Here is a 21,671-nt window from a genome sequence, read left to right on the forward strand (position 1 = left end):
AATTCTTGCACCTTGTTCGTTGCGTGGAATGCATCATGTTCGGTCGGGAACGATCAATGCACCACGAAAGGAGCACATTCATGAAATCCATCGCGTTCGCCACCTCCATGGCCCTGGCCGGCCTCTCCACCGCCGCCCTGGCCGCGCCGGAACAATACAACCTCGACCCCAGCCACAGCCAAGTGGTGTTCACCTACGAGCACCTGGGTTTTTCGACGACCTACAACGTCTTCACCGGCTTCGAGGGCGAGATCATGTTCGACCAGGAAGACCCGGCGAATTCCAGCGTGTCGGTCTCGATTCCGGTCATGTCGATGTACACCGGCTGGGAAAAGCGGTTCGAGCATTTCATGGGCGATGACTTCTTCGGCGCGGAAGAGGGCGACATGATCACCTTCACCTCGACCGGCATCGAGGTGACGGGCGACACCACCGCCGAGATCACCGGCGACCTGACGATGAACGGCGTGACCAAGTCGGTCGTGCTGGATGCTGAACTGAACAAGGCCGACGCGCACCCGATGCAGGAAAAGCAATGGGCGGGTTTCGATGCCACGACCACGCTGATGCGGTCGGATTACGGGCTGGACTATGCCGCGCCTGCGGTCAGCGACGAGGTTCAGGTGATGATCTCGATCGAGGCCGAAAAGGCGGAGTAAGCCTGAGCGACGTTCGTTGAATTCAAAGGCCCGTATCCAGAGATGCGGGCCTTTTTCGTGCGTGGTGTGCTTGGCGGTCGGAGGTCCCGGGTCAAGCCCGGGATGGGTGAGCCGAGCAGTCCGACTTTAGCGCTCTGCCGTCAGGTCGAACCGGATCTCGACGGAAGCGCCGACATTGCCTTCGCTTTGTCCGCCCACACCGAAATCGCGCCGGTCCACAGTCAACCCGCCCGAGGCGGTGGCGCTGTCGCCGTCGATGTTCAGGTCAAAAGGCATCTCTACGGGGACCGAATTGCCCTTGATCGTCAGCGTGCCGATTGCGACATGGCCGCCGTCGCGCGACACGAGGTCGGCGGAAAAGGTGGCCGTGGGATGGGTCTCGGCGGCGAGATAGTCCGCCCCCTTGGCGTCGCTGGTGACCGACCCAAGTGTGAGAGAGGCGATGGTTACGGTCACGGCGACCGTGCCATGCTTGCCGTCGCTGTCGGCATCCTCGTCATATACGATCTCGGCCGTCCAGTCCTCGAACTGGCCTTCGACCTCGGAGCCCATCTGGACCACCGTGAGGCCGAGCGTGCCGTCGGTGACGGTCCAGGCGTTCTCTGCGGTCTCGGTCGGGGCGGGGGTATCGGTCTCTGTGCTCGCGGTTTCCTTGATGGGTTCTGCGGTCTCGGCCTCGGCGGTCTGCGCGGTTTCGGTGTCGTGAGAGAAATACCCCAGGGCGCCGCCGGTGCCGAGTGCGGCGGCCCAGATCAGGAGGGCTGCAAAAGCGGCGAAGGCGTGACCGGGCTGATGCGCGGTTGGCTTTGCCGTGGTGCGACCGGGTAGCATTCGGCGCAGGGTTGCATCGCGGTCGATGACGTGGTGCTTGAGCGCCCCGGCGACATGAGCGGCGAGGCTGAGCCACAGCACCCAGTTCAGGATATGATGCAGCGTCGCGAATGTGTGGGCCAGCCCGTCATCCTTGGGCACGAAGGGCAGCGATTGGCCGAAGGGCCACCAGATGGGCGCAAAGCCGGTGGTCGCGGCGTGGTGGATCCAGCCGGTCAGCGGCACCGCGACAAGCGAGCCGTAAAGCAGCCAGTGCACGGTTTCGGCGGCCCGCGCCTCGAGCGGCTTGTCGCCGTTCAGCAGGCCGGGTTTGGTCTGACCGATGGTCCAAAGGATGCGCAGAAGTGCCACGAAGAAGACTGTCACGCCGATGGTCTTGTGCAACGAAAACAGGAACGCGGCGCGAGAGACATCGGCTTCGGTCGTGGCGATGTCGGGGTTGCGGACCGCGTGCGCGAGGTCGTTGGCGATAAGACCCAGCGGGATGGCCGAGAGAATCAGCAGCGCGGTCAGCCAGTGGAAGGTCTTGGTGACGGCACCGTAGCGGTCGGGCGAATTGGTGAGGGGCATGGCGCAGGCTCTGCTGTGGTGGAAGGTTCGGCTGCAATCTAGCCGACCGCGGGGCAGGAGCAATGGCCGCCCGCGCACAGTGTACGTGCGGCAGCGGCGGTTTTTCGGTGCTCGACATTGCACCGCCCGTCGCGTCACGCTATCCGAGGGCAATGAATGGGAGGGTCCACGTACCATGAGCAAGGCATTCGTATTTCCCGGGCAGGGGGCCCAGACGATCGGGATGGGCAAGGCTCTGGCCGATGCCTATCCGGCGGCCAGGGCGGTGTTCGACGAGGTCGACGAGGCACTGGGCGAAAAGCTGAGCGCCCTGATCTGGGAGGGCGATCAGGAGACGCTGACGCTGACGCAGAACGCGCAGCCGGCGCTGATGGCCACGTCGTTGGCCGCTGTTCGGGCACTCGAGGCCGAGGGCGTGAGCATCGAGGCCGCGTCTCTGGTGGCCGGGCACTCGCTGGGCGAGTATTCGGCGCTGGCCGCCGCCGGAGCGCTGAGCGTCAGTGATTGCGCTCGCCTTCTGCGGACGCGCGGGCAGGCGATGCAGGCGGCCGTGCCGGTTGGCGAGGGCGCGATGGCCGCGATCCTCGGACTGGATTTCGCCACCGTGACCCAAGTGGCCGAGGCTGCCGCGGCGGATGGCGGCGTCGTGCAGGCAGCCAATGACAACGACCCGGCGCAGGTGGTGGTCTCGGGCCACGCCGCCGCGGTGGAAAAGGCGGTGGAACTGGCCAAGGAGAAGGGCGCCAAGCGCGCCATGCTGCTGCCGGTAAGTGCGCCGTTCCATTCCGCCCTGATGGCGCCTGCGGCCGATAAGATGGCCGCCGCGCTGTCGGAGGTTCAGATCGCTCCGCCGCGCGTGCCGGTGGTGGCGAACGTTCTGGCCAGCGCGGTGCAGGACCCGGCGGAAATCCGCGACCTGTTGGTGAAGCAGGTGACCGGATCGGTGCGCTGGCGCGAGTCGGTGGAATACATGGGCACGCAGGGCGTGGACGACGTGTGGGAGATTGGCGCGGGCAAGGCGCTGATCGGGATGGTCCGCCGGATCAATCGCGATATCGCCACCCGCGCGGTCGGCACGCCGGAGGACGTAAAGGCGGCCGCCGAGTCGATGGCCGGCTGAGCCGGGACCAAGAAAATGGGATTTTCTTGTCAAATTTCTTTGCAAAGAAATTTGGCGCCTGACGAAAGGATCAAGACACATGTTCGACCTGACGGGAAAGACAGCGCTGGTAACCGGCGCATCCGGAGGCATCGGCGGAGAGATCGCCAAGGCACTGCATGGCGCGGGGGCGACCGTGGGCCTGTCGGGCACGCGGGTCGAGCCGCTGGAAGCGCTGGCGGGTGAACTTGGCGAGCGGGCGCATGTGCTGCCCTGCAATCTGAGCGATCCCGAGGCCGTGGACGCGCTGCCCAAGCAGGCAATGGAGGCCATGGGCGGGGTCGATATCCTTGTGAACAACGCCGGGATCACCCGCGACCAGATCTTCATGCGCATGTCCGACGAGGAATGGCAGAACGTGATCGACGTGAACCTGACGGCCACCATGCGCCTGTGCCGGGGCGTGATGCGCCCGATGATGAAGGCGCGCTGGGGGCGTATCATCAACATCAGCTCGATCGTCGGCGCCACGGGCAATCCGGGGCAGGTGAACTATGCGGCCTCCAAGGCCGGAATGGTGGGCATGACGAAGTCGATCGCCTATGAGGTTGCGAGCCGCGGGATCACCGCCAATGCCGTGGCGCCCGGCTTTATCGCCACGGCGATGACCGACAAGCTGACCGACGACCAGAAGGACAAGATCAACGCGCAGATCCCCGCCGCCCGCATGGGCAAGCCGGAGGAAATCGCCGCCGCCGTGCTGTATCTGGCGAGCCCCGAGGCGGGCTATGTCACAGGGGCTACGCTGCACGTCAATGGCGGCATGGCGATGCTCTAAGCCCCTGCGGGGTCGCAAGCAAACAAGGGCAGGGGAATCCATTTGCCAATCGCGTCCCATATGCTATAGGCGGCGCAGTTTAAACGAGGGTGATACTGTATTACTCCGAAATTACCCGTTATACGGGTCATGCAAGCCGCCCGGTCAAGGGGCATACTTAGCTGCTTGTCCACGAGGGCGAGGGCACATAAAACGGGCGAATGACCCGGCTGAAGATGAGGAACGAAACATGAGCGATATCGCAGACCGCGTGAAGAAGATCGTGGTGGAACACCTGGGCGTCGAAGAGGACAAGGTTACCGAGAACGCCTCTTTCATTGACGACCTGGGCGCCGACAGCCTGGACACGGTCGAACTGGTCATGGCGTTCGAAGAGGAATTCGGCATCGAGATCCCCGACGACGCCGCCGAAAACATCCAGACCTTCGGCGACGCTGTGAAGTTCATCAAGGAAGCCTCGTAAGCCCCGAGGCGCGAAAGAATTCTGGAAAGGCCCTGCCGGATCGGCGGGGTCTTTTCGTTTGCACTGTCGAAAACTTCGGGAACAGACTGTATCATGCCGATTTGAGACCAGCGTGACCCAGCCGCGGGTCTAAACAGGCCAGACCCTGCAAAACAAGGCGGGATCAGCCCGAATCAGAAGGTGACTGTCGCATGATCATCTACCCCACCATCGAACTGCACAAAGGCAAATGCGTGTCGCTGACGCGCGGGCGCCTCGAAGAACCCGTGATCTGGCATGTCGATCCGGTCGAGACCGCGAAATCCTTCGCTGCTGCCGGGGCCTCCTGGATGCATCTGACCGACATCGACGCGCTGGCCGGAGACGGCGACAACAGCGCCCTGATCGAGGAGATCATTCGCTCTGTCGGTATCCCCGTGCAACTTGGCGGTGGTTTCCGGTCACGTGACGGCGTGGAGAAATGGATCGACAAGGGCGCGGGCCGGATCGTTGTTGGCACCATGGCTGCCTATGACCCCGACACGCTGCGCGAACTGGCGAAGTTCTATCCCGACCAGATCGTGCTGGCTGTCGATATCTTCCAAGGGTCGGTCATGACCGAAGGCTGGCGCACGAAAAGCGCCTTTACGCCCGAAAGCTATATCGCCGCCTTCGACGATGCGCCGCTGGCGGGCATCATCCTGACCGATATCGACGCCGATATCGAGGACAGTGACGGAACGCTGGGCGTCATCAGCGGGCTGGCCGGGCTCACCCGTCATTCCGTCATCGCCCGCGGCACCGTGCGCAGCGTCGACGATGTGTCCCGACTGAAATACGTGCCGAACATTTCGGGCACCATCATCGGGCGGGCCCTGTTATCGCGCGATGTGTCGCTGGAAGCGGCGTTGGAGGTGGCGCAGGGCGAACGTGAGCCGATCGCGGCATTCCAATAAGCACCGGATGACGCCGGAAAAAGAGGCGCGGATCACCGCGCTCCGTTGCCGTTAGCCTTGCCCCCGGTAGGCAAGGCACGGTATGAGCAGCGTCGAAGGTAGGAGAAGAGGGCAGGTATCATGCGTCGAGTGGTCGTGACAGGTCTGGGTCTGGTGACCCCGCTTGCGTCTGGCGTGGAAGAAAGCTGGAGCCGCATCCTGGCGGGCAAGTCCGGGGCGGGCACCATCACGCGGTTCGACCCTGTGAACGTGGCCACGAAATACGCCTGCGAAGTGCCGCTGGGCGATGGCAGCGACGGCACGTTCAACTCGGACGATTACATGGAGCCCAAGGAACGCCGGAAGGTGGATGATTTCATTCTCTACGGCGTGGCGGCGGCGGAACAGGCGGTCCGCGATGCCGACTGGCTTCCCGAGGACGAGGAAAGCCGGTTGCGCACTGGCGTGATGATCGGGTCCGGCATCGGCGGGCTGCGTTCGATCGAGGAAACGACGCTGCTCATTCGCGACCGTGGCGTGCGGCGGGTGTCGCCGTTCTTTATCCCGGGCGCGCTGATCAATCTCATTAGCGGGCAGGTCAGCATCCGCTACGGCTTCAAGGGGCCGAACCATGCAGTTGTTACCGCTTGTTCGACCGGGGCGCATGCCATCGGCGATGCCTCGCGTCTGATCGTGCATGGCGACGCCGACGTGATGATTGCCGGCGGCGCCGAGGCGGCGATCTGCGAAATCGGCATCGCCGGGTTCAACGCTTGCAAGGCGTTGTCGACCAAGCGCGCCGACAACCCGCAGGCTGCCAGCCGCCCCTATGACGCGGATCGCGACGGGTTCGTAATGGGCGAGGGTGCGGGCATGGTCGTGCTGGAGGAGTACGAGCACGCCAAGGCGCGCGGCGCCAAGATCTATGCCGAGGTGCTGGGTTATGGCCTGTCGGGCGACGCCTATCACATCACCGCGCCCGCCGAGGATGGCGATGGCGGCTTCCGCGCCATGCAGGGTGCACTGCGCAACGCCGGGATCGAGCCTGCTGACGTCGATTACATCAACGCTCACGGCACCAGCACCATGGCTGACACGATCGAGCTGAAGGCGGTTGAGAAATTGCTTGGCGACGCGGCTTCGAAGGCGACGATGAGTTCGACCAAATCCTCGACCGGGCACCTTCTGGGCGCGGCAGGTGCGATCGAGGGCATATTCTCGATCCTGGCCATCCGCGACCAGGTCGCACCGCCCACGATCAACCTGGACAACCCGGCGGTGGAAACCCCGATGAATCTGGCTGCCAACGCCAAGCAAGAGCGCGAGATCAAGATAGCGATTTCAAACAGTTTCGGCTTTGGCGGCACCAATGCGTGTCTGTGCATCGGGGCCGTGCGCTGATGTGGCGGCACGTTGCCTCGAATTTCCTGACGTTTCTGGTGGTGGTGGTCTTCCTGCTGGGTGGAGTGATCCTGTGGGGCCAGAACGAGTACCAGGCGACCGGGCCGCTGGAAGATCCGATTTGCCTGCAGGTGCCGCGCGGCAGTTCCATGCGCGGTATCTCCTCTGACTTGGCCGAGCAGGGCGCGATCACCAGCGAGCGGATCTTTCGCATCGGTACGGACTACTCCGACAAGACCGAGCTTCTGAAAGCGGGCAGTTGGCTGATTCCCGAAGGATCGAGCATGGGCGAGATCGCCGATATCGTGACCCGCGGCGGTGCCAGCACCTGTGGCACCGAGGTTGTGTATCGGATCGGCGTCAACGCCAGCGAGGTCGAAGTGCGCGAGCTGGACCCGGCGACGAACCGCTTTGTCGAGGTTGCGGCCTTCAATCCGCAAGCCGAGGAGGTCACGCCGCCGGCCGAGTTCACCGAGGTGCGCCAGCAGGCCGACACGCGCTACCGCGTGGCCGTGGCCGAAGGCGTCACAAGTTGGCAGGTGGTCGACGCGCTGAACGCGGTGGATGCGCTGGAAGGCGAGGTCGAGGCCGTGCCGGCCGAGGGCAGCCTGGCGCCGAACAGCTATGAATTCAGCGTTGGCGACACGCGTCTCAGCATCCTTGACCGGATGCGCGAGGCGCAGGACTTGATCCTGACCGAAGCCTGGCAGAACCGCGCGTCGGACATTGCCGTGCAAACGCCCGAAGAGGCACTGATCCTCGCCTCGATCATCGAAAAGGAAACCGGCGTGCCCACCGAGCGCGGGCAGGTGGCCAGCGTCTTTACCAACCGTCTTCAGCAGGGGATGCGTCTTCAGACCGACCCGACGGTGATCTATGGCATCACGAACGGCGAGGGCGTGCTGGGCCGGGGCCTGCGCCAGAGCGAGCTGCGCGCCGAGACGCCCTATAACACCTATGTTATCGACGGGTTGCCGCCCACGCCCATCGCCAACCCGGGCCGTGCCAGCATCGAGGCGGCGGTAAACCCCGAGAACACGGACTATGTGTTCTTCGTGGCCCGCACGCTGGATCCGCGCGACGGCCACCTCTTCGCGGAAACGCTGGAAGAGCATAACCGCAACGTCGCGGCGTATCGCGCGCTGGAGGCGGAGCGCGCCAACCAGTAGCCACACAAAGCGGACCCGCCGGCACCGCGCGGTGCCGCGACGAATGCTTAACCGAGATCTCTGAAACTGCAGGCGACCCGTGGCACGACCATCGGTCGCCTGTTTGCCTTTTGAGATGAAACTTCCGCGATGCAAAAACTTCGAGGTGCCGGCCCGCATGCCATTGATCACGCACGATCGGACCCCTTCCCAGGTCTCGCTGTCGATAGACGCGCTCGAGAAGCAGCTGTCGGCGATGCGTGCCGACCTGGAGGCGATCTACGTCCAGATCAGGCAGGGCCAATTCTGTGAGCTGAAAGACGCCAGACGGGCCACGTCGGACATCCGGCAATGGCTGAAGATCGCGATAGAAGCGGAGGCACAACTTGAAAAACGAAGAGAAAAAGAGCTTGGCGTCGCGGATGGATACGCCGTCGATCTCGACGAAGCCCGGGAAAGTATCGGATGTCGACTGGCTCGTCTCCGAAGGGCCCGAGACGCAGAAAGAGTTTCTGGACAGCCTGAGTGACGGCGAAGTTCTGGCGCTGCCCTACCTGTTCGAGTTCTGGGCCATGGACCACCAGCGCCCGCCCGAAGGTGACTGGCGCGCCTGGGTGATCCTGGGCGGGCGCGGCGCAGGCAAGACGCGGGCCGGGGCCGAATGGGTACGGGCCCAGGTCGAAGGCGCGCGGCCGCTGGACGAAGGACGGTGCAAGCGCCTGGCGCTGGTGGGCGAGACCTTCGATCAGGTGCGTGACGTGATGATCTTTGGCGAAAGCGGGATCCTGGCCTGTTCGCCGCCCGACCGCCGCCCGGTCTGGCAGGCCACGCGCAAACGCCTGATGTGGCCCAATGGCGCGACCGCACAGGTGTTCTCTGCCCATGACCCCGAAAGCCTGCGCGGACCCCAGTTCGACGGAGCCTGGGTGGATGAGTACGGGTGTGCCGCCGTGGACAAGGGCACCAACCAGCCCAACAAGTTTCTCGATCCGAAATCCTCGGAATCCACGCTGCCGCATTTCTCGGATGGGCGTCGCGACGAACTGATCCAGCAGCAATACCTGCGCGCTTTCCTAGGGTACTGGAACGATCCCGCCAACAACCCGCAATCGGATGTCTACGACGGCGCGATGCTGGATATGGATCACGCCTATGCCTGGGCCTGGGACATGCGGCCCTATCCCCATTTCCCCAACAATCGCGCGCTCTGGAGCGACGGAGAGAACTATACCCGCGGTCACTGGCTGAACGGGCGCATCTCGGCACGCACGCTGGCCTCGGTTATCGAGGAAATCTGTCGTCGCGCCGGCCTCGACTCCTGTGACACGTCCCGCGCCCACGGGTTGGTGCGGGGCTACACGGTCGATCAGGTGTCCGAAGCCCGCAGCGGCATGCAACCGCTGATGCTCCGCTATGGGTTCGACGCGGTGGAACGGGACGGGCGTCTGCGCTTCATCATGCGTGACGGGGGGACCGATCGCGTGATCGACCTCGACACGCTGGTGCGTGACCCCGAGATGGACGGCGTTATCGAGGAAACCCGCGGCAGCACCGTGGAACTGGCGGGCCGCATCCGTCTGCGCTTCGTCGAGGCTGACGGTGATTTCGAGGTCATTGCCGAAGAGGCGATCCTGCCCGACAACGCCACCCACGCCGTTTCGACCTCGGAATTTCCGCTGGCCATGACCCGTGCCGAGGGTCGCCAGACCGTCGAACGCTGGCTGTCCGAGGCGCTGCTGGCCACCGACACCCTGCGCCTGACCCTGCCGCCCTCGCAACTCGAGACCGGCGCGGGCGACGTCATCGCCATTCCCGAAGGGCAGGGTCGGGGCCTCTTTCGTATCGACCGGGCCGACCAGATGGCGGGCGCGCAGAAACTCGAAGCGGTGCGGATCGAACCGGAAAGCTATCGCCCGGCGGAGTTCGACGACGAAGCGGTCACCCTGCGCCCCTTCGTGCCGCCATCGCCGGTGGCACCCTTCTTCCTCGACCTGCCGCTTCTGACCGGCGACGAGGTGCCCCACGCGCCGCATCTCGCCGTCACCGCGCGGCCGTGGCCCGGATCGGTGGCGCTCTATGCCTCGGACGAGGATTCGAACTATGCCCTCAACAGCCTTGTGACGGCCAGAACCCCCGTGGGTGTGCTGGAAACGCCGCTCTTTCCGGCCTGCGCGGGCCGCATTGACCGCGGAGCTGCCCTTCAGGTGCGGATGTTGGGCGGCTCGCTGGAAAGCATCAGCGATCTGGCGCTTTTCAACGGCGGCAACCTGTGCGCCATCGGCGACGGCACGCCCGACGGGTGGGAGTTGATCCAGTTCCGCGACGCCACCCTCGTCGATACCGACACCTACCTGCTCGGCCACCGCCTGCGCGGTCAGGTCGGCACCGAACGCACCGATCCCTGGCCGCAGGGCAGCTACCTCGTGCGCCTCGACGGCACCGCCAAGCAGATCGACCTGGCCGAGGCCAAGCGCGGGCTGGCGCGCTATTACCGGATCGGTCCCGCCGGGCGCCCGGTGGACGACCCCAGTTTCAGCGCGGTGCGGCTGGCCTTCGACGGCCTGGGCCTGCGCCCACTCTCGCCGGTCCACCTACGGCTGGCGGTCGGAACGGGGGGCGACCTGTCGCTCAGCTGGATAAGGCGCACGCGGATCGACGGCGACCGCTGGGATACCGCCGAGGTGCCGCTGGGCGAAGACCGCGAGGAATATCTCGTGCGCGTTGTTCAGCAAGACGCGGTGATCCGCCAGGTCAGCACCGATGCGCCGGTCTGGACCTACAGTGCGGAGGATCAGGCCGCTGACGCGTTGTCGGGCCTCTACGAGATGCAGGTCGCGCAGGTTTCCTCGCGCTTCGGTCCGGGCTGCTTCGCCCGCTTGACCGTGCCGGCCTGACAGTCCCCTCTCAGCCTCGCGCGCAGTCCACGCAGCGCGTCGCGGCCGGGTCCAGTTTCAGCCGGCCCGGGGCGATCTCCTCGCCGCAATCCTCGCAATAGCCGTACTCGCCCTCGTCGATCCGGACGAGGGCCGCGGTCAACCGCGCGCGCTCCCCTGCGCGGCGGGCGTCGGTGGCCTTGGCCATCGCCTGGTTCTGCAACGCGTCCATCCGGCTCAGCCGGCCGACCGATTGCTGGTCCAGCTCCACCGTGGCCTTGCCCGCCGCGCCGCGCACGTCTTCCTCATCCAGCTCCGCCAGACGCGCCTTGATGAACCGGCGAAAATCGTCCTGCTCTGCCTCATTCATTTTCGTGACCCCACCCATGACGCCTTTGCATTTTACGGATCGAACATATCTGGTATAAGGGTAACCCGCACCAAGGAGCATGCACATGGCCGAAACACATGCAAAGCTTGCCGAGCTGGACCCGGTCTGGGCCCGGATCAACACCGAGGCGACGACCGCGATCAAGGACGAGCCGCTCCTTGGCGGGCTGATCCATTCATCGATCCTGCACCACAAAACGATCGAGGCCGCGCTGGCCTATCGCACGTCGATGAAGCTCGGCGCGGACGAGATGCCCGAACAGCTCCTGCGCGAGATCTGCGACATGGCCTATGCCGACGACCCCGAACTGGGCCAGGCCGCCCGTGCCGATATCGTCGCCGTCTACGACCGCGACCCGGCCTGCGACCGTTTCATCCTGCCGATGCTGTTCTTCAAGGGTTTCCAGGCGATCCAGGCTTACCGCGTGGCCAACTGGCTTTGGCGCACCGACCGCCGCGACATGGCGCGGTTCTTCCAGATGCGCTGCTCCGAGGTGTTCGGCGTCGACATTCATCCCGCTGCCCGCATCGGCAAGGGGATCATGATCGACCACGCACACTCCATCGTGATCGGCGAGACGGCCGTTGTAGGCGACAACGTCTCGATGCTGCACTCCGTGACCCTGGGCGGCACCGGCAAGGAAGAGGAAGACCGCCATCCCAAAATCGGCGACGGCGTTCTGATCGGGGCCGGAGCCAAGGTGCTGGGCAATATCAAGGTTGGCCATTGCAGCCGCATCGCCGCAGGTTCGGTGGTGTTGCAAGAGGTGCCCCCCTGCAAGACCGTCGCGGGCGTGCCGGCCAAGATCGTGGGCGAGGCAGGCTGCGATCAGCCCTCCGTCGCGATGGACCAGCTTCTGGGCGTGCGCTGACCGGCCCTGCGTCGGCAGTTCGCTGAAAATGCGCCCGGTCCGCGCGTCGGTCCGGGCTTTTTGCTGAACCGATTGATGCAAAAATGCTGCAACCGGCGGCCATGGCCGCGCGTTATCCAGCCTGTTCAGGTCGACAACCCGAAAGGGCAGGTCTAGATACGCCTGACAAGTGTACCAATTCGTGACTGTCTTCCCGGGGGTCCTCGCTCCATGCGATCACAACTGCTGAAACTTCTTCCGTGCCTGGCTCTGGCCGCCCTTGCAGGCTGTACGGAGGTTCCCGATGACGGCAACTCGCAGTCCTTCGCCTCGTCGCGCAACGCGCCTGCACCCAGCAGCCTGCCGCCAGGCGCGCTGACCGAGGCGATCTCCATGCCCGACGCCGTCTGGCAGCGTTCGGCGCAACTGGCCCGCTATGGCCACCGCTTCGACAAGGCGTTCTACCAGGCCGCGGCACAACGCGAGGCGGCCAATATCGCGGCGCTCAAGCAGGCCTTCCTCGACCTCGGACCCGGCGTCGACCCCGAGGAGGCCGGACGCGCCGCCTACGTCGCCTATACCTACGTCGCCCAGCTTGTCGTCGAGTACGAGATCGACAGCGGCCCGCTGGCGCACAACACCGCCGTCAACTTCGGCAACAAGCCGCGGGGCCTGTGCTGGCACTGGGCCCATGACATGGACGCCCGCCTGCAACGCGAGAATTTCAAGACGTTGGAAATCCACCGTGCCATCGCCAATTACGACAGCATCCGGCTGGAACACAGCACGACGATCCTGGGCCGCCGCGGCGACACGATGGAGGACAGCCTCGTTCTGGACCCCTGGCGCGACGCGGGCGACCTCTACTGGAGTCTCGTGCGCGAGGACGGCCGCTACGACTGGACCGAACGCAGCGAGGTCTTCGCGTGGAAAAAGGCACAGAAGGCCAAGCAGACCGGCACGCCAGCGTTCTAAAGCCAACCCCCCAATCCGCGTAGGGTGGGTTTCCAACCCATCCACCCCTTCCAACGAAAAAAGGCCGGGGAAACCCCCGGCCTAAACTTTCGTACCGCAACACCCTCAGGCCAGCATCACCATCGGGTTCTCCAGGTTCTCGGTGATTTGCGCCAGCAGCTCCGCGCCAAGCGCCCCGTCGATCACCCGGTGATCCACGCTCAGCGTCACCGACATCACCGTGGCGACGGTCAACTCGCCATCCTCGCCCACGACGGGTTTCTTCACACCTGCACCGACGGCCAGGATCGCGCCGTGCGGCGGGTTGATCACCGCGTCGAAATTGTCGATTCCGAACATCCCGAGGTTTGAAATCGCGAAGGTCCCGCCCTGATACTCCTCGGGCGACAGCTTGCGTTCGCGCGCGCGGGCGGCAAGGTCCTTCATCTCCGCCGACAGGGCCGAAAGCGACTTCATATCCGCATCTTTCAGCACCGGCGTGAAGAGACCCCCCTCGATCGCCACGGCCACAGCCACGTCCGACGGCTTCAGCTTCAGCACCCGGTCCCCGGCCCACACGGCATTGCAATCCGGCACCGCCTGCAACGCCAGCGCGCAGGCCTTGATGATGAAGTCGTTCACCGACAGCTTGACGCCGCGACCTTCCAATTGCTTGTTCAGCTGCCCGCGGAATTTCAGCAGCGCATCCAGCCGGATATCGCGCCGCAGGTAGAAATGCGGAATGGTCTGCTTGGCCTCGGTCAGCCGCGCGGCGATGGTCTTGCGCATCCCGTCCAGCTTCACTTCCTCGAACTCGCGGTTCTTGTACATCGCCAGAACCGCGTCGGTGCTGGGGCCAGCCGGGGCAGGGGCCGCCTGTCCCGCACTTGCTGCGGGACCTCCCGCCGCCTTCTCCTCGGCAGGCTTGGCCGCGCCGGGCTTGGCACTTTCCACGTCCGCCTTCACGATCCGCCCATGGGGACCCGAGCCTTTCAAGCTGGTCAGGTCGATGCCCTTCTGCTTGGCGATCCGGCGTGCCAGGGGCGATGCGAAGATGCGCTCACCGTCCTTCGTGGGCGCTGCCGGGGCAGGGGTCACGTCACCGCTTTCGGGCTTCTCTTGCTTGGCCTCGGCGTCTTTCTTGGGGGCGTCGTCCTTGGCCTTGGCCTCGGCCTTGTCGTCGCCTCCGCCAGAGCCGCCGGAGGTGCTCACGTCGCCGATATCATCCGCGCTCTCGCCTTCCTCCAGCAGGACGGCAATGGCGGTGTTCACCTTCACCCCCTCGGTGCCTTCCTCGATAAGGATCTTGCCGATCGTCCCTTCGTCGACCGCCTCGAACTCCATCGTCGCCTTGTCGGTCTCGATTTCCGCCAGCAGGTCGCCGGAATTCACCGTGTCGCCTTCCTTGACCAGCCATTTCGCCAGCGTGCCTTCCTCCATCGTGGGCGAGAGGGCGGGCATGAGTATTTCCGTGGGCATCGCGCTCTCTCCTTACCGGTAGGTCACTTTGTTGACGGCCTCGATCACTTCCTTGGTCGAGGTCAGCGCCAGCTTTTCCAGGTTCGCGGCATAGGGCATGGGCACGTCCTTGCCCGTGCAGTTGATCACCGGCGCATCGAGGTAGTCGAACGCCCGTTCCATGATAACGGCACTGAGATGGTTGCCCATGCTGGCCACGGGGAAGCCTTCCTCGACCGTCACGCAGCGGTTGGTCTTCATCACTGACGCGAGCACCGTGTCATAATCCAGCGGGCGCAGCGTGCGCAGGTCGATCACCTCGGCATTCACGCCCTCTTCGGCCAGCTTGTCCGCGGCCTCCAGCGCATAGGTCATGCCGATCCCGAAGGTGACGATGGTCACGTCGTCCCCGGGCCGCGCGATGCGCGCCTTGCCGAAGGGGATGGTGAAATCATCCAGCACCGGCACCTCGAAGCTGCGCCCGTAAAGGATCTCGTTTTCCAGGAAGATCACCGGGTTCGGGTCGCGAATGGCGCTCTTCAGCAGGCCCTTGGCGTCGGCCGCCGAATAGGGCTGCACCACCTTGAGCCCAGGCACGTGGGAATACCACGCCGCGTAATCCTGGCTGTGCTGCGCGGCCACCCGTGCCGCCGCCCCGTTGGGGCCACGGAAGACGATGGAACAGCCCAGCTGCCCGCCGGACATGTAGTTCGTCTTGGCGGCAGAGTTGATGATCTGGTCGATCGCCTGCATCGCGAAGTTCCACGTCATGAATTCCACGATCGGCTTCAGCCCGCCCCAGGCCGCGCCCACGCCGATCCCGGCAAAGCCGTGCTCGGTGATGGGCGTGTCGATCACGCGCTTGTTGCCGAACTCGTCCAGAAGCCCCTGAGTGATCTTGTAGGCGCCCTGGTACTCGGCCACCTCCTCGCCCATGATGAAGACGGTGTCGTCATTGCGCATCTCCTCGGCCATCGCCGCGTTCAGCGCTTCCCGCACCGTCATCTTGGTCATCTCGGTGCCTTCCGGCCAGTCCGGGCTGGCATCGGGCTGCGGCACGGGGGCGGCGGGCGAGGCCGCGACTGGCTCGCTCGCCGCGCGGCTTTCGCCATCGTCCTCGTCTTCGCCACCGTCCTCGCGGGCATCCTCTTTTGCGGAGGACGCGCTACCGCCCGACGAGGCCTCACCGATATCGTCCGCGCTCTCGCCCTCTTCCAGCAGCACCGCGATGGGCGTGTTCACCTTCACACCCTCGGTGCCTTCCTCGATCAGGATCTTGCCGATCGTGCCTTCGTCGACCGCCTCGAACTCCATCGTCGCCTTGTCGGTCTCGATCTCGGCCATGATGTCGCCGGAACTGACCGTGTCACCTTCCTTGACCAGCCACTTGGCCAGCGTGCCTTCTTCCATCGTCGGCGACAGGGCGGGCATCAGAATTTCTGTTGGCATGTCTTTATGTCTCCTCGCAACCCGTCGCTCAGGCTTCCACGTAGATGTCGGTCCACAGCTCGGACACGTCCGGCTCGGCGCTTTCCTTGGCGAAATCGGCGGACTTGTTCACCACGTCCTTGATTTCCTTGTCGATCGCCTTGAGGTCCTCCTCGGTGGCATGCTTGCCCTCCAGCAGCAGCTCGCGCACATGCTCGATGCAGTCCTTCTCGTCGCGCATCTTCTGCACTTCCTCGCGCGTGCGGTACTTGGCCGGGTCCGACATCGAGTGCCCGCGATAACGATAGGTCTTCACTTCCAGAATGTACGGCCCGTCACCCTTGCGGCAGTGCGCCACGGCCTTCGCCCCGGCTTCCTTGACGGCCAGAACGTCCATGCCGTCCACCGCCTCGCCGGGGATGCCAAAGGCCTCGCCGCGAGTGTAGATATCGGGGGTCGAGGTCGAGCGTTTCTGCGAGGTGCCCATGGCGTACTGGTTGTTCTCGATCACGAACACCACCGGCAGCTTCCACAGCGCGGCCATGTTGAACGTCTCGTAGACCTGGCCCTGGTTCGCCGCGCCATCCCCGAAATAGGTGAAGGTCACGCGCCCGTTGCCCTTGTACTGATCGGCCAATGCCAGCCCCGCACCCAACGGTACGTTGGCCCCCACGATGCCGTGCCCGCCATAGAAATCCTTCTCGCGGCTGAACATGTGCATCGAGCCGCCTTTGCCCTTGGAATAACCGCCCTCGCGGCCCGTCAACTCGGCCATCACGCCATCGGGGTCCATCCCGCAGGCCAGCATGTGGCCGTGGTCGCGATAGGTCGTGATCCGCTTGTCGCCGTCCTCGGCAGTCGCTTCCAGCCCGACGACGACCGCTTCCTGACCTATATAAAGGTGGCAGAACCCTCCGATCAGGCCCATCCCGTACAGTTGGCCAGCCTTCTCCTCGAATCGACGAACCAGCAGCATGTCGCGATAATATTTCTTCAACTCGTCGGCGGAAACGTTTGGTTTCTTTGTGGTTTTCCTGGCAGCCATGCGGGCGGGCTCCTGTGCTGTAAGGGATAGTTTAGCCTTAAACTATCTTATACAAGACTCGCCCGGATTTTTCGAGGGGGATTTTGACGCAGCGTTACCGGCGCCCTCAGGCGCGGTCGTCATCACTGCCGGATTCGGGGTCGTTATAGGCGGCGGGATCGAAATCCTCGGGATCATAGGCATCCTCGTCCTCGCCGATGGCGGTCACGTGGCTCGTTCCCGTCTCCTCGTCGAAGACCAGGCCATAGGTCGCGCGCCCTTCGGATTTGTAGCGGGTATACTCGTGAATGCCCGCATAGACGAAGGCCAGCGCGAAGGGCGAAACGATCAGCGCGGCGATTATTTGAGGTGTCATCGTGTTGCTCCTCTCCTTTGCCTGTTGCACGTCACGGGCGCGGCCCGCGAGCATGGTCGCTTGCTCCAGCCCATTTACCTAGCCTAGGTTCGGTGCAGGTCCAGCCTCGGCCCGCCTTCTCTCGCGACCGCGCCCCGCATCAAAGCCAGAATGCCATCATGCAAATGCCTCCTGCAAGTCCTGCCTCGCCGTGTTCCCCCTGCGGACCCCGCGATCACGTGGTGTTTCGCGCGATCCTTGCCGCGACGGGCGAGGAAGTCTGCATCTGCCTTCAGCCCGGGCTTTTCTACGGCTGTCACATCGGCAGTCCCGGCCAGCCGCCACGGATCGCTTTCAGCGTCGACGGCATGACCGTCACGGGCGATCATGATTGGGTGCGGACAGATGGCACTGACTGGGCGTCGCTTGTGCTGAGCCATCAGGGGACGACCTACACGGCCCGCGTCAGCCGACCCGCCTCCGAGACGGCGCTGCCGCAGGGAACCTTGCGGATCACGGGTTCGGAAACGGTCACGCATGAACTCGACCCCGAGTCCATTCTCCACGACCTGCCGCTCGCCTGAAACGGCTCTCGCGCGGGCAGGGAGAGCGCTCAGCGAATGACGATCTCGTCGGCGCGCAGCATCCCCAGCACCTCGCGCGCCTGCTGGTCCAGCAGGTCGAGGTCCAGGTAGGTGTCAGACAGCCGCCGCGTCAGGTTCTCCATCCGCGCGACCTGTCCATCCAGCACCGCCAGTTGCTTGCGCAGTTCGGCCTCGCCCGATTCGATCTCGGCGCGGCGGAACAAGCCATAGTCGCCCTGCACCGCGGCAAAGGTGAAATACGCCCCCAGCCCGAAGGCTATGGCGAAATAGATCAACACACCGAATGCGGGGCGCCTGCGCGATTTCATGACTGCTCTTTCTGCCTCTGGTGCCCGCCTCTTTGCGTGCGGTGCCCGTGCACAATGACACAGGCGAATCGCTTTGTGAATCCCCTTTCACATCAAAGCACTTAAAGGCTACTACTCGTCCTCAAGGAGAGTCTTTCATGCCACAATTGCCCCCCGACGCCGCGCTGCTCACTCATGACGTGACCAACCAGCCCGAGCCGCGTGGCGACGTGGATCTTTACGCCACCGATCCCGCGCTGGCCGACCATGCCGGCGCGGCGGGGGCCGACACCGCGCATCTTGCGGCTTACGGCGCAAGCATCGGCACTGCCGCCATGTTCGAGGCGGGCCGCGCGGCCAACCGCAACCCGCCCGAACTGCTGCTCTTCGACGCCGGCGGCCGCAGGCTTGACGAGCTGCGCTTTCACCCCGCCTATCACGACCTCATGCGTACCGGCATCGGCGCGGGCTATGCCGCCATCGCGTGGGAAGGCGCGGCGGGCGGCCACGCCACGCACGCCGCGATGGTCTACCTCACCTCCCAGGTCGAGCCGGGCGTATGCTGCCCCATGACCATGACCTACGCCGCAGTGCCCGCTCTACAGGCCGACAACGCGCTCTTCGACACGTGGGCGCCAAAGCTCCTGAGCCGCGCATACGATCCGGCACCGAAGCCGCTGGCACGCAAGCCCGGCGCGACGCTCGGCATGGCCATGACGGAAAAGCAGGGCGGCTCGGATGTGCGCGCCAATACCACCCGCGCCGCGCCCGATGGCGAGGCCTACGTGCTGCGCGGGCACAAGTGGTTCTGCTCCGCGCCCATGTCCGACGGCTTCCTGACGCTGGCGCAGGCGCCGGGCGGGCTGACGTGTTTCCTCGTCCCGCGCTGGCTGGAGGGGCGGCGCAACTCGATCCACATCCAGCGGCTCAAGGACAAGCTCGGCAACCGCGCCAATGCCTCCGCCGAGATCGAATATGCCGATGCGGTGGCCTACAGGCTTGGCGCGGAGGGCGAGGGCGTGAAGACCATCGTCGAGATGGTGCACCACACCCGCCTCGACACCGCCATGGCCCCCGCCGGCCTGATGCGTGCGGCCCTGGGCCACGCCGCCTACTGGGCGCGCCACCGCACCACGTTCCAGAAAACGCTGATCGACCAGCCGCTGATGCGGTCTGTGCTCTCGGACCTGGCACTCGACTGGGAAGGCACGCTGGCCCTCGGCATTTTCGTGGCGGGCCATTTCGACCGCGACACCGACGAGGCCCGCGCCTTTTCCCGCGTCGCCGTCGCGCTGGCCAAGTACATGGGCAACAAGCTGTGCCCCAACGTGGTCTACGAGGCGATGGAGGCGATGGGCGGCATGGGCTATGTCGAGGACACGCCGCTGCCGCTCCTCTACCGCGAGGCGCCGCTCAACTCGATCTGGGAAGGCTCGGGCAACGTGATCTGCCTCGACATCCTGCGCACCCTGCGCAAGGTGCCGCTGGCGGGTGAGGTGCTCAGCCGCGAACTGGGCGCCGTGGCCGGTCAATACTGGCGCTACGATGCCGCGCTCAACGCCCACATCACCCGCTTCCCCCGCTTGCCGGACGAGGGCCAGGCCCGCTGGTATGTCGAACGCCTCGCCACGCTGCTCACCGCGTCCGTCCTCATCCGCCAGGCGCCCGCGTCCGTGGCCGAAGCCTACGTCGCCACGCGGCTCGCGGGCGAGCGGGGCCGCACCACCGGCGCCATCGGCGCCGTCGACACCGACGCGATCCTGTCGCGGTTATAGGATCTCGCGCAGCCCACCAGTGCCACCCGTCCCGGGCCTGACCCGGGACCTCTACGCCTTCAGATGTATCGCGAACCGCTTGCGTATCTCGGCGTCCAGCACCGGGTTCAGCCGCGCCGCCGATCGCTGCGCCAAAATCTCCTCCTTCCGCGCCACGGCCTTTTCCACAAGATCCGGCTTGCCCAACTCCACCCATTCCTTGGGCGACGACCGATCCCCCAGATTCGGGTAACAATGATCCCGCTGCATCCGCGCCAGCGTCGCTTCGGTGCCCAAGTAATGCCCCGGCCCACCGATGCAGACCGCCTCCATTTGGTCCAGCGCCAGCGTCTCGTCATCCACCTCGATGCCGCGCACGCAGCGCAGTGCCTGACCGATCAGGTCATCGCCCAAAATCAGGCTTTCATGGCAGAACCCCAGCAGGGACGCATGCATCCCCGCCGCCTCGTACACCATGTTCACCCCGGCCAGCCCGGCCATCACGTTCGAGCACATCTGCTCCCACCCGGCCTGCATGTCGGGCAGTTTGCTGTCCGACGCGCCACCCGCCGCCCCGCCGGGCACGCCGTAGAACTGGTGCATCTGCGCACAGCCCGCGCTCAACAGCGCCTGTTCGCCCGACCCGATCGACATCGCCCCGGTGCGCAGATCCAGCCCGAACGGCCAGGTGCCGAAGATCGCCGGATGCCCCGGCTTCACCGAGTTGACATAGACCAGCCCGGCAAGGCACTCCGCCGTAGCCTGCATGATCGCCCCCGCGATGGTCGACGGCGCCGTCGCGCCCGCCATCCCGGCCGACAGCAGCAGCACCGGCATTCCGCCCTCGATGCACCGCTCCATCACTTCGCAGGACTCGGTCGCGAACCGCATCGGCGGCACCACGAAACAGTTGGAATTGCTCACGAAAGGCCGCGCGCGAAACTTGTCTTCGCCGCCCGCGATCATGTAGAGCATCTCCATCGCCGGGGCGACGTGATGCGGCTCGGTAAAGGACGTGCCCACATGCTTTGTCGTGCCCGTGCAGCAGGCATAGACGGTGTTCAGCTCCATCTCCATGTTGTCGGGAATATCCCGCGCCACCATGGGCCGCTGACAGAAATGCACGTTGTCCAGCACATCGACGATCCGCGCCGCATCGTACAAATCCTGCAACGTGCTCTCGCGGTAATTGCGCCCGTCCACATCCACCATGTTCACCGCCGCGCCGGCGGTGCCGTAATGCACACGGGACCCGCCCAGGTGCAGGTCGTTCACCCCGTCGCGGCTGTAAAGCGTGATCTCGCGATTGGCTCGCGCGACGGTGTCCTCCACCAGAGCCCGGGGAAAGCGGATGCGCCCGTCGTCGCCTTGCACGGCACCCGCGCCGGTCAGGTAGGCGATCCCGCTCGGCGGGGCGCCCGACAGCCCGATACGTTCCAATGCATCGAGCGCGGCCTCGTGGATGCGCAGGATCTGCGCGTCGGTCAGCACCTTCAGCGTGCCGCCTTCCATACCGGCGCGGACGGGGCGGATGGTGGTGTCGAGCGGGGCCGCGCGGCTGGCACGGCGCGCGGCGCGGCCTCCGGCGCGGCGGGGGAACAGGTTGTTCATGTCGGGGGTCCTTGGATCGCTGTGAAAGGGTAGGGGAGCCGTGTCTCAGCCCCGTCCCGGCCGCCCCCGCGCGGCTCGTCCGCGTTCCGCCCCGATGGTGCGGACCTTGAGAACTATCTTGCAGTGCAGCGCCATGCGCGGCCCTCCATCGCAAGCCC

The 21,671-nt window shown here is 65.1% G+C and carries 21 protein-coding genes; 13 read left to right on the plus strand and 8 right to left on the minus strand.

The window, feature by feature from the left end; genetic code table 11:
• Positions 1-80: 80 nt before the first annotated feature.
• The gene (locus RBB31_RS17680; RefSeq protein WP_306130580.1) at positions 81-659 is read left to right on the plus strand and encodes a YceI family protein; all 579 of its coding nucleotides are present in this window, start codon (positions 81-83) and stop codon (positions 657-659) included.
• Positions 660-785: 126 nt separating this feature from the next.
• Here the strand turns inward: RBB31_RS17680 and RBB31_RS17685 are convergent, their stop codons facing one another.
• Complete coding sequence (locus tag RBB31_RS17685) at positions 786-2,060, minus strand: cytochrome b/b6 domain-containing protein (protein ID WP_306130581.1); 1,275 nt, start codon at positions 2,058-2,060, stop codon at positions 786-788.
• Positions 2,061-2,235: 175 nt separating this feature from the next.
• On the opposite strand from RBB31_RS17685, the gene fabD reads away from it, so the two are divergent.
• From fabD to RBB31_RS17725, 8 genes are all read left to right on the plus strand, one after another.
• A complete protein-coding gene (gene fabD, locus RBB31_RS17690; RefSeq protein WP_306130582.1) occupies positions 2,236-3,180 on the plus strand; it encodes an ACP S-malonyltransferase in 945 nt (314 codons plus the stop codon).
• Between the two features lie 79 nt (positions 3,181-3,259).
• Positions 3,260-3,997 (plus strand): 3-oxoacyl-[acyl-carrier-protein] reductase, encoded by a 738-nt coding sequence (fabG, locus tag RBB31_RS17695; protein WP_306130583.1) that lies wholly within the window; start codon positions 3,260-3,262, stop codon positions 3,995-3,997.
• Between the two features lie 229 nt (positions 3,998-4,226).
• The gene (locus tag RBB31_RS17700) at positions 4,227-4,460 is read left to right on the plus strand and encodes an acyl carrier protein (protein ID WP_057794165.1); all 234 of its coding nucleotides are present in this window, start codon (positions 4,227-4,229) and stop codon (positions 4,458-4,460) included.
• A 191-nt stretch (positions 4,461-4,651) separates the two neighbouring features.
• A complete protein-coding gene (locus RBB31_RS17705) occupies positions 4,652-5,395 on the plus strand; it encodes a 1-(5-phosphoribosyl)-5-[(5-phosphoribosylamino)methylideneamino] imidazole-4-carboxamide isomerase (protein ID WP_306130584.1) in 744 nt (247 codons plus the stop codon).
• 120 nt (positions 5,396-5,515) lie between these two features.
• Entirely contained in the window at positions 5,516-6,775 is a 1,260-nt protein-coding gene (gene fabF / locus RBB31_RS17710) for a beta-ketoacyl-ACP synthase II (RefSeq protein ID WP_306130585.1), read from the plus strand.
• Positions 6,775-7,944: an endolytic transglycosylase MltG gene (gene mltG / locus RBB31_RS17715; protein ID WP_306130610.1), complete on the plus strand. Its 1,170-nt coding sequence runs from the start codon at positions 6,775-6,777 to the stop codon at positions 7,942-7,944. The genes fabF and mltG overlap by 1 nt, the downstream gene beginning before the upstream one ends.
• Positions 7,945-8,059: 115 nt before the next feature.
• On the plus strand, positions 8,060-8,452 hold the full coding sequence (locus RBB31_RS17720) for a hypothetical protein (protein WP_306130586.1): 393 nt from the start codon (positions 8,060-8,062) through the stop codon (positions 8,450-8,452).
• Positions 8,346-10,817 carry a glycoside hydrolase TIM-barrel-like domain-containing protein gene (locus RBB31_RS17725; RefSeq protein WP_306130587.1) on the plus strand — a complete coding sequence of 824 codons (2,472 nt, stop codon included), beginning with the start codon at positions 8,346-8,348 and terminating at the stop codon, positions 10,815-10,817. The genes RBB31_RS17720 and RBB31_RS17725 overlap by 107 nt, the downstream gene beginning before the upstream one ends.
• Positions 10,818-10,827: 10 nt before the next feature.
• On the opposite strand, the gene RBB31_RS17730 is transcribed toward RBB31_RS17725, so the two are convergent.
• Entirely contained in the window at positions 10,828-11,166 is a 339-nt protein-coding gene (locus tag RBB31_RS17730; protein WP_306130588.1) for a TraR/DksA family transcriptional regulator, read from the minus strand.
• Between the two features lie 85 nt (positions 11,167-11,251).
• Between RBB31_RS17730 and cysE the strand changes: the two genes are divergently transcribed.
• Entirely contained in the window at positions 11,252-12,058 is an 807-nt protein-coding gene (gene cysE / locus RBB31_RS17735; protein ID WP_306130589.1) for a serine O-acetyltransferase, read from the plus strand.
• 210 nt (positions 12,059-12,268) lie between these two features.
• Positions 12,269-13,012 (plus strand): hypothetical protein, encoded by a 744-nt coding sequence (locus RBB31_RS17740; protein ID WP_306130590.1) that lies wholly within the window; start codon positions 12,269-12,271, stop codon positions 13,010-13,012.
• 105 nt (positions 13,013-13,117) lie between these two features.
• Here RBB31_RS17740 and RBB31_RS17745 read toward each other — a convergent pair whose 3' ends face one another.
• The 4 genes from RBB31_RS17745 to RBB31_RS17760 all read right to left on the minus strand — a co-directional run bounded on the left by RBB31_RS17745 (position 13,118) and on the right by RBB31_RS17760 (position 17,277).
• Positions 13,118-14,470, minus strand: coding sequence for a pyruvate dehydrogenase complex dihydrolipoamide acetyltransferase (locus tag RBB31_RS17745; RefSeq protein WP_306130591.1), 1,353 nt, complete (start codon positions 14,468-14,470; stop codon positions 13,118-13,120).
• A 12-nt stretch (positions 14,471-14,482) separates the two neighbouring features.
• On the minus strand, positions 14,483-15,898 hold the full coding sequence (locus RBB31_RS17750) for a pyruvate dehydrogenase complex E1 component subunit beta (RefSeq protein WP_306130592.1): 1,416 nt from the start codon (positions 15,896-15,898) through the stop codon (positions 14,483-14,485).
• Between the two features lie 28 nt (positions 15,899-15,926).
• The gene (pdhA, locus tag RBB31_RS17755; protein ID WP_306130593.1) at positions 15,927-16,922 is read right to left on the minus strand and encodes a pyruvate dehydrogenase (acetyl-transferring) E1 component subunit alpha; all 996 of its coding nucleotides are present in this window, start codon (positions 16,920-16,922) and stop codon (positions 15,927-15,929) included.
• Between the two features lie 106 nt (positions 16,923-17,028).
• Positions 17,029-17,277 carry a hypothetical protein gene (locus tag RBB31_RS17760; RefSeq protein ID WP_306130594.1) on the minus strand — a complete coding sequence of 83 codons (249 nt, stop codon included), beginning with the start codon at positions 17,275-17,277 and terminating at the stop codon, positions 17,029-17,031.
• A 218-nt stretch (positions 17,278-17,495) separates the two neighbouring features.
• Here RBB31_RS17760 and RBB31_RS17765 point away from each other — a divergent pair, with 218 nt between their 5' ends.
• Entirely contained in the window at positions 17,496-17,840 is a 345-nt protein-coding gene (locus RBB31_RS17765) for a hypothetical protein (RefSeq protein ID WP_306130595.1), read from the plus strand.
• Between the two features lie 29 nt (positions 17,841-17,869).
• Here the strand turns inward: RBB31_RS17765 and RBB31_RS17770 are convergent, their stop codons facing one another.
• Complete coding sequence (locus RBB31_RS17770) at positions 17,870-18,169, minus strand: septum formation initiator family protein (protein ID WP_306130596.1); 300 nt, start codon at positions 18,167-18,169, stop codon at positions 17,870-17,872.
• A gap of 137 nt (positions 18,170-18,306) precedes the next feature.
• Between RBB31_RS17770 and RBB31_RS17775 the strand changes: the two genes are divergently transcribed.
• Entirely contained in the window at positions 18,307-19,923 is a 1,617-nt protein-coding gene (locus RBB31_RS17775; RefSeq protein WP_306130597.1) for an acyl-CoA dehydrogenase family protein, read from the plus strand.
• 51 nt (positions 19,924-19,974) lie between these two features.
• On the opposite strand, the gene RBB31_RS17780 is transcribed toward RBB31_RS17775, so the two are convergent.
• Entirely contained in the window at positions 19,975-21,513 is a 1,539-nt protein-coding gene (locus tag RBB31_RS17780) for a trimethylamine methyltransferase family protein (protein WP_306130598.1), read from the minus strand.
• Positions 21,514-21,671: the final 158 nt, after the last annotated feature.

Origin of the sequence: Roseovarius sp. MMSF_3350 (assembly GCF_030733425.1) — a bacterium.
Taxonomy (GTDB): domain Bacteria; phylum Pseudomonadota; class Alphaproteobacteria; order Rhodobacterales; family Rhodobacteraceae; genus Roseovarius.

Bases quoted from the DNA above. Each gene is read 5' to 3' on its own strand.
- RBB31_RS17720 (WP_306130586.1), top strand. From the start codon at position 8,060: ATGAAACTTCCGCGATGCAAAAACTTCGAGGTGCCGGCCCGCATGCCA.
- cysE (WP_306130589.1), top strand. From the start codon at position 11,252: ATGGCCGAAACACATGCAAAGCTTGCCGAGCTGGACCCGGTCTGGGCC.
- RBB31_RS17740 (WP_306130590.1), top strand. From the start codon at position 12,269: ATGCGATCACAACTGCTGAAACTTCTTCCGTGCCTGGCTCTGGCCGCC.
- RBB31_RS17700 (WP_057794165.1), top strand. From the start codon at position 4,227: ATGAGCGATATCGCAGACCGCGTGAAGAAGATCGTGGTGGAACACCTG.
- mltG (WP_306130610.1), top strand. From the start codon at position 6,775: ATGTGGCGGCACGTTGCCTCGAATTTCCTGACGTTTCTGGTGGTGGTG.
- pdhA (WP_306130593.1), bottom strand. From the start codon at position 16,922: ATGGCTGCCAGGAAAACCACAAAGAAACCAAACGTTTCCGCCGACGAG.
- RBB31_RS17770 (WP_306130596.1), bottom strand. From the start codon at position 18,169: ATGAAATCGCGCAGGCGCCCCGCATTCGGTGTGTTGATCTATTTCGCC.
- RBB31_RS17725 (WP_306130587.1), top strand. From the start codon at position 8,346: ATGGATACGCCGTCGATCTCGACGAAGCCCGGGAAAGTATCGGATGTC.
- RBB31_RS17760 (WP_306130594.1), bottom strand. From the start codon at position 17,277: ATGACACCTCAAATAATCGCCGCGCTGATCGTTTCGCCCTTCGCGCTG.
- fabF (WP_306130585.1), top strand. From the start codon at position 5,516: ATGCGTCGAGTGGTCGTGACAGGTCTGGGTCTGGTGACCCCGCTTGCG.
- RBB31_RS17680 (WP_306130580.1), top strand. From the start codon at position 81: ATGAAATCCATCGCGTTCGCCACCTCCATGGCCCTGGCCGGCCTCTCC.
- RBB31_RS17685 (WP_306130581.1), bottom strand. From the start codon at position 2,060: ATGCCCCTCACCAATTCGCCCGACCGCTACGGTGCCGTCACCAAGACC.
- RBB31_RS17775 (WP_306130597.1), top strand. From the start codon at position 18,307: ATGCCACAATTGCCCCCCGACGCCGCGCTGCTCACTCATGACGTGACC.
- RBB31_RS17705 (WP_306130584.1), top strand. From the start codon at position 4,652: ATGATCATCTACCCCACCATCGAACTGCACAAAGGCAAATGCGTGTCG.
- RBB31_RS17750 (WP_306130592.1), bottom strand. From the start codon at position 15,898: ATGCCAACAGAAATTCTGATGCCCGCCCTGTCGCCGACGATGGAAGAA.
- fabG (WP_306130583.1), top strand. From the start codon at position 3,260: ATGTTCGACCTGACGGGAAAGACAGCGCTGGTAACCGGCGCATCCGGA.
- RBB31_RS17780 (WP_306130598.1), bottom strand. From the start codon at position 21,513: ATGAACAACCTGTTCCCCCGCCGCGCCGGAGGCCGCGCCGCGCGCCGT.
- RBB31_RS17730 (WP_306130588.1), bottom strand. From the start codon at position 11,166: ATGAATGAGGCAGAGCAGGACGATTTTCGCCGGTTCATCAAGGCGCGT.
- fabD (WP_306130582.1), top strand. From the start codon at position 2,236: ATGAGCAAGGCATTCGTATTTCCCGGGCAGGGGGCCCAGACGATCGGG.
- RBB31_RS17745 (WP_306130591.1), bottom strand. From the start codon at position 14,470: ATGCCCACGGAAATACTCATGCCCGCCCTCTCGCCCACGATGGAGGAA.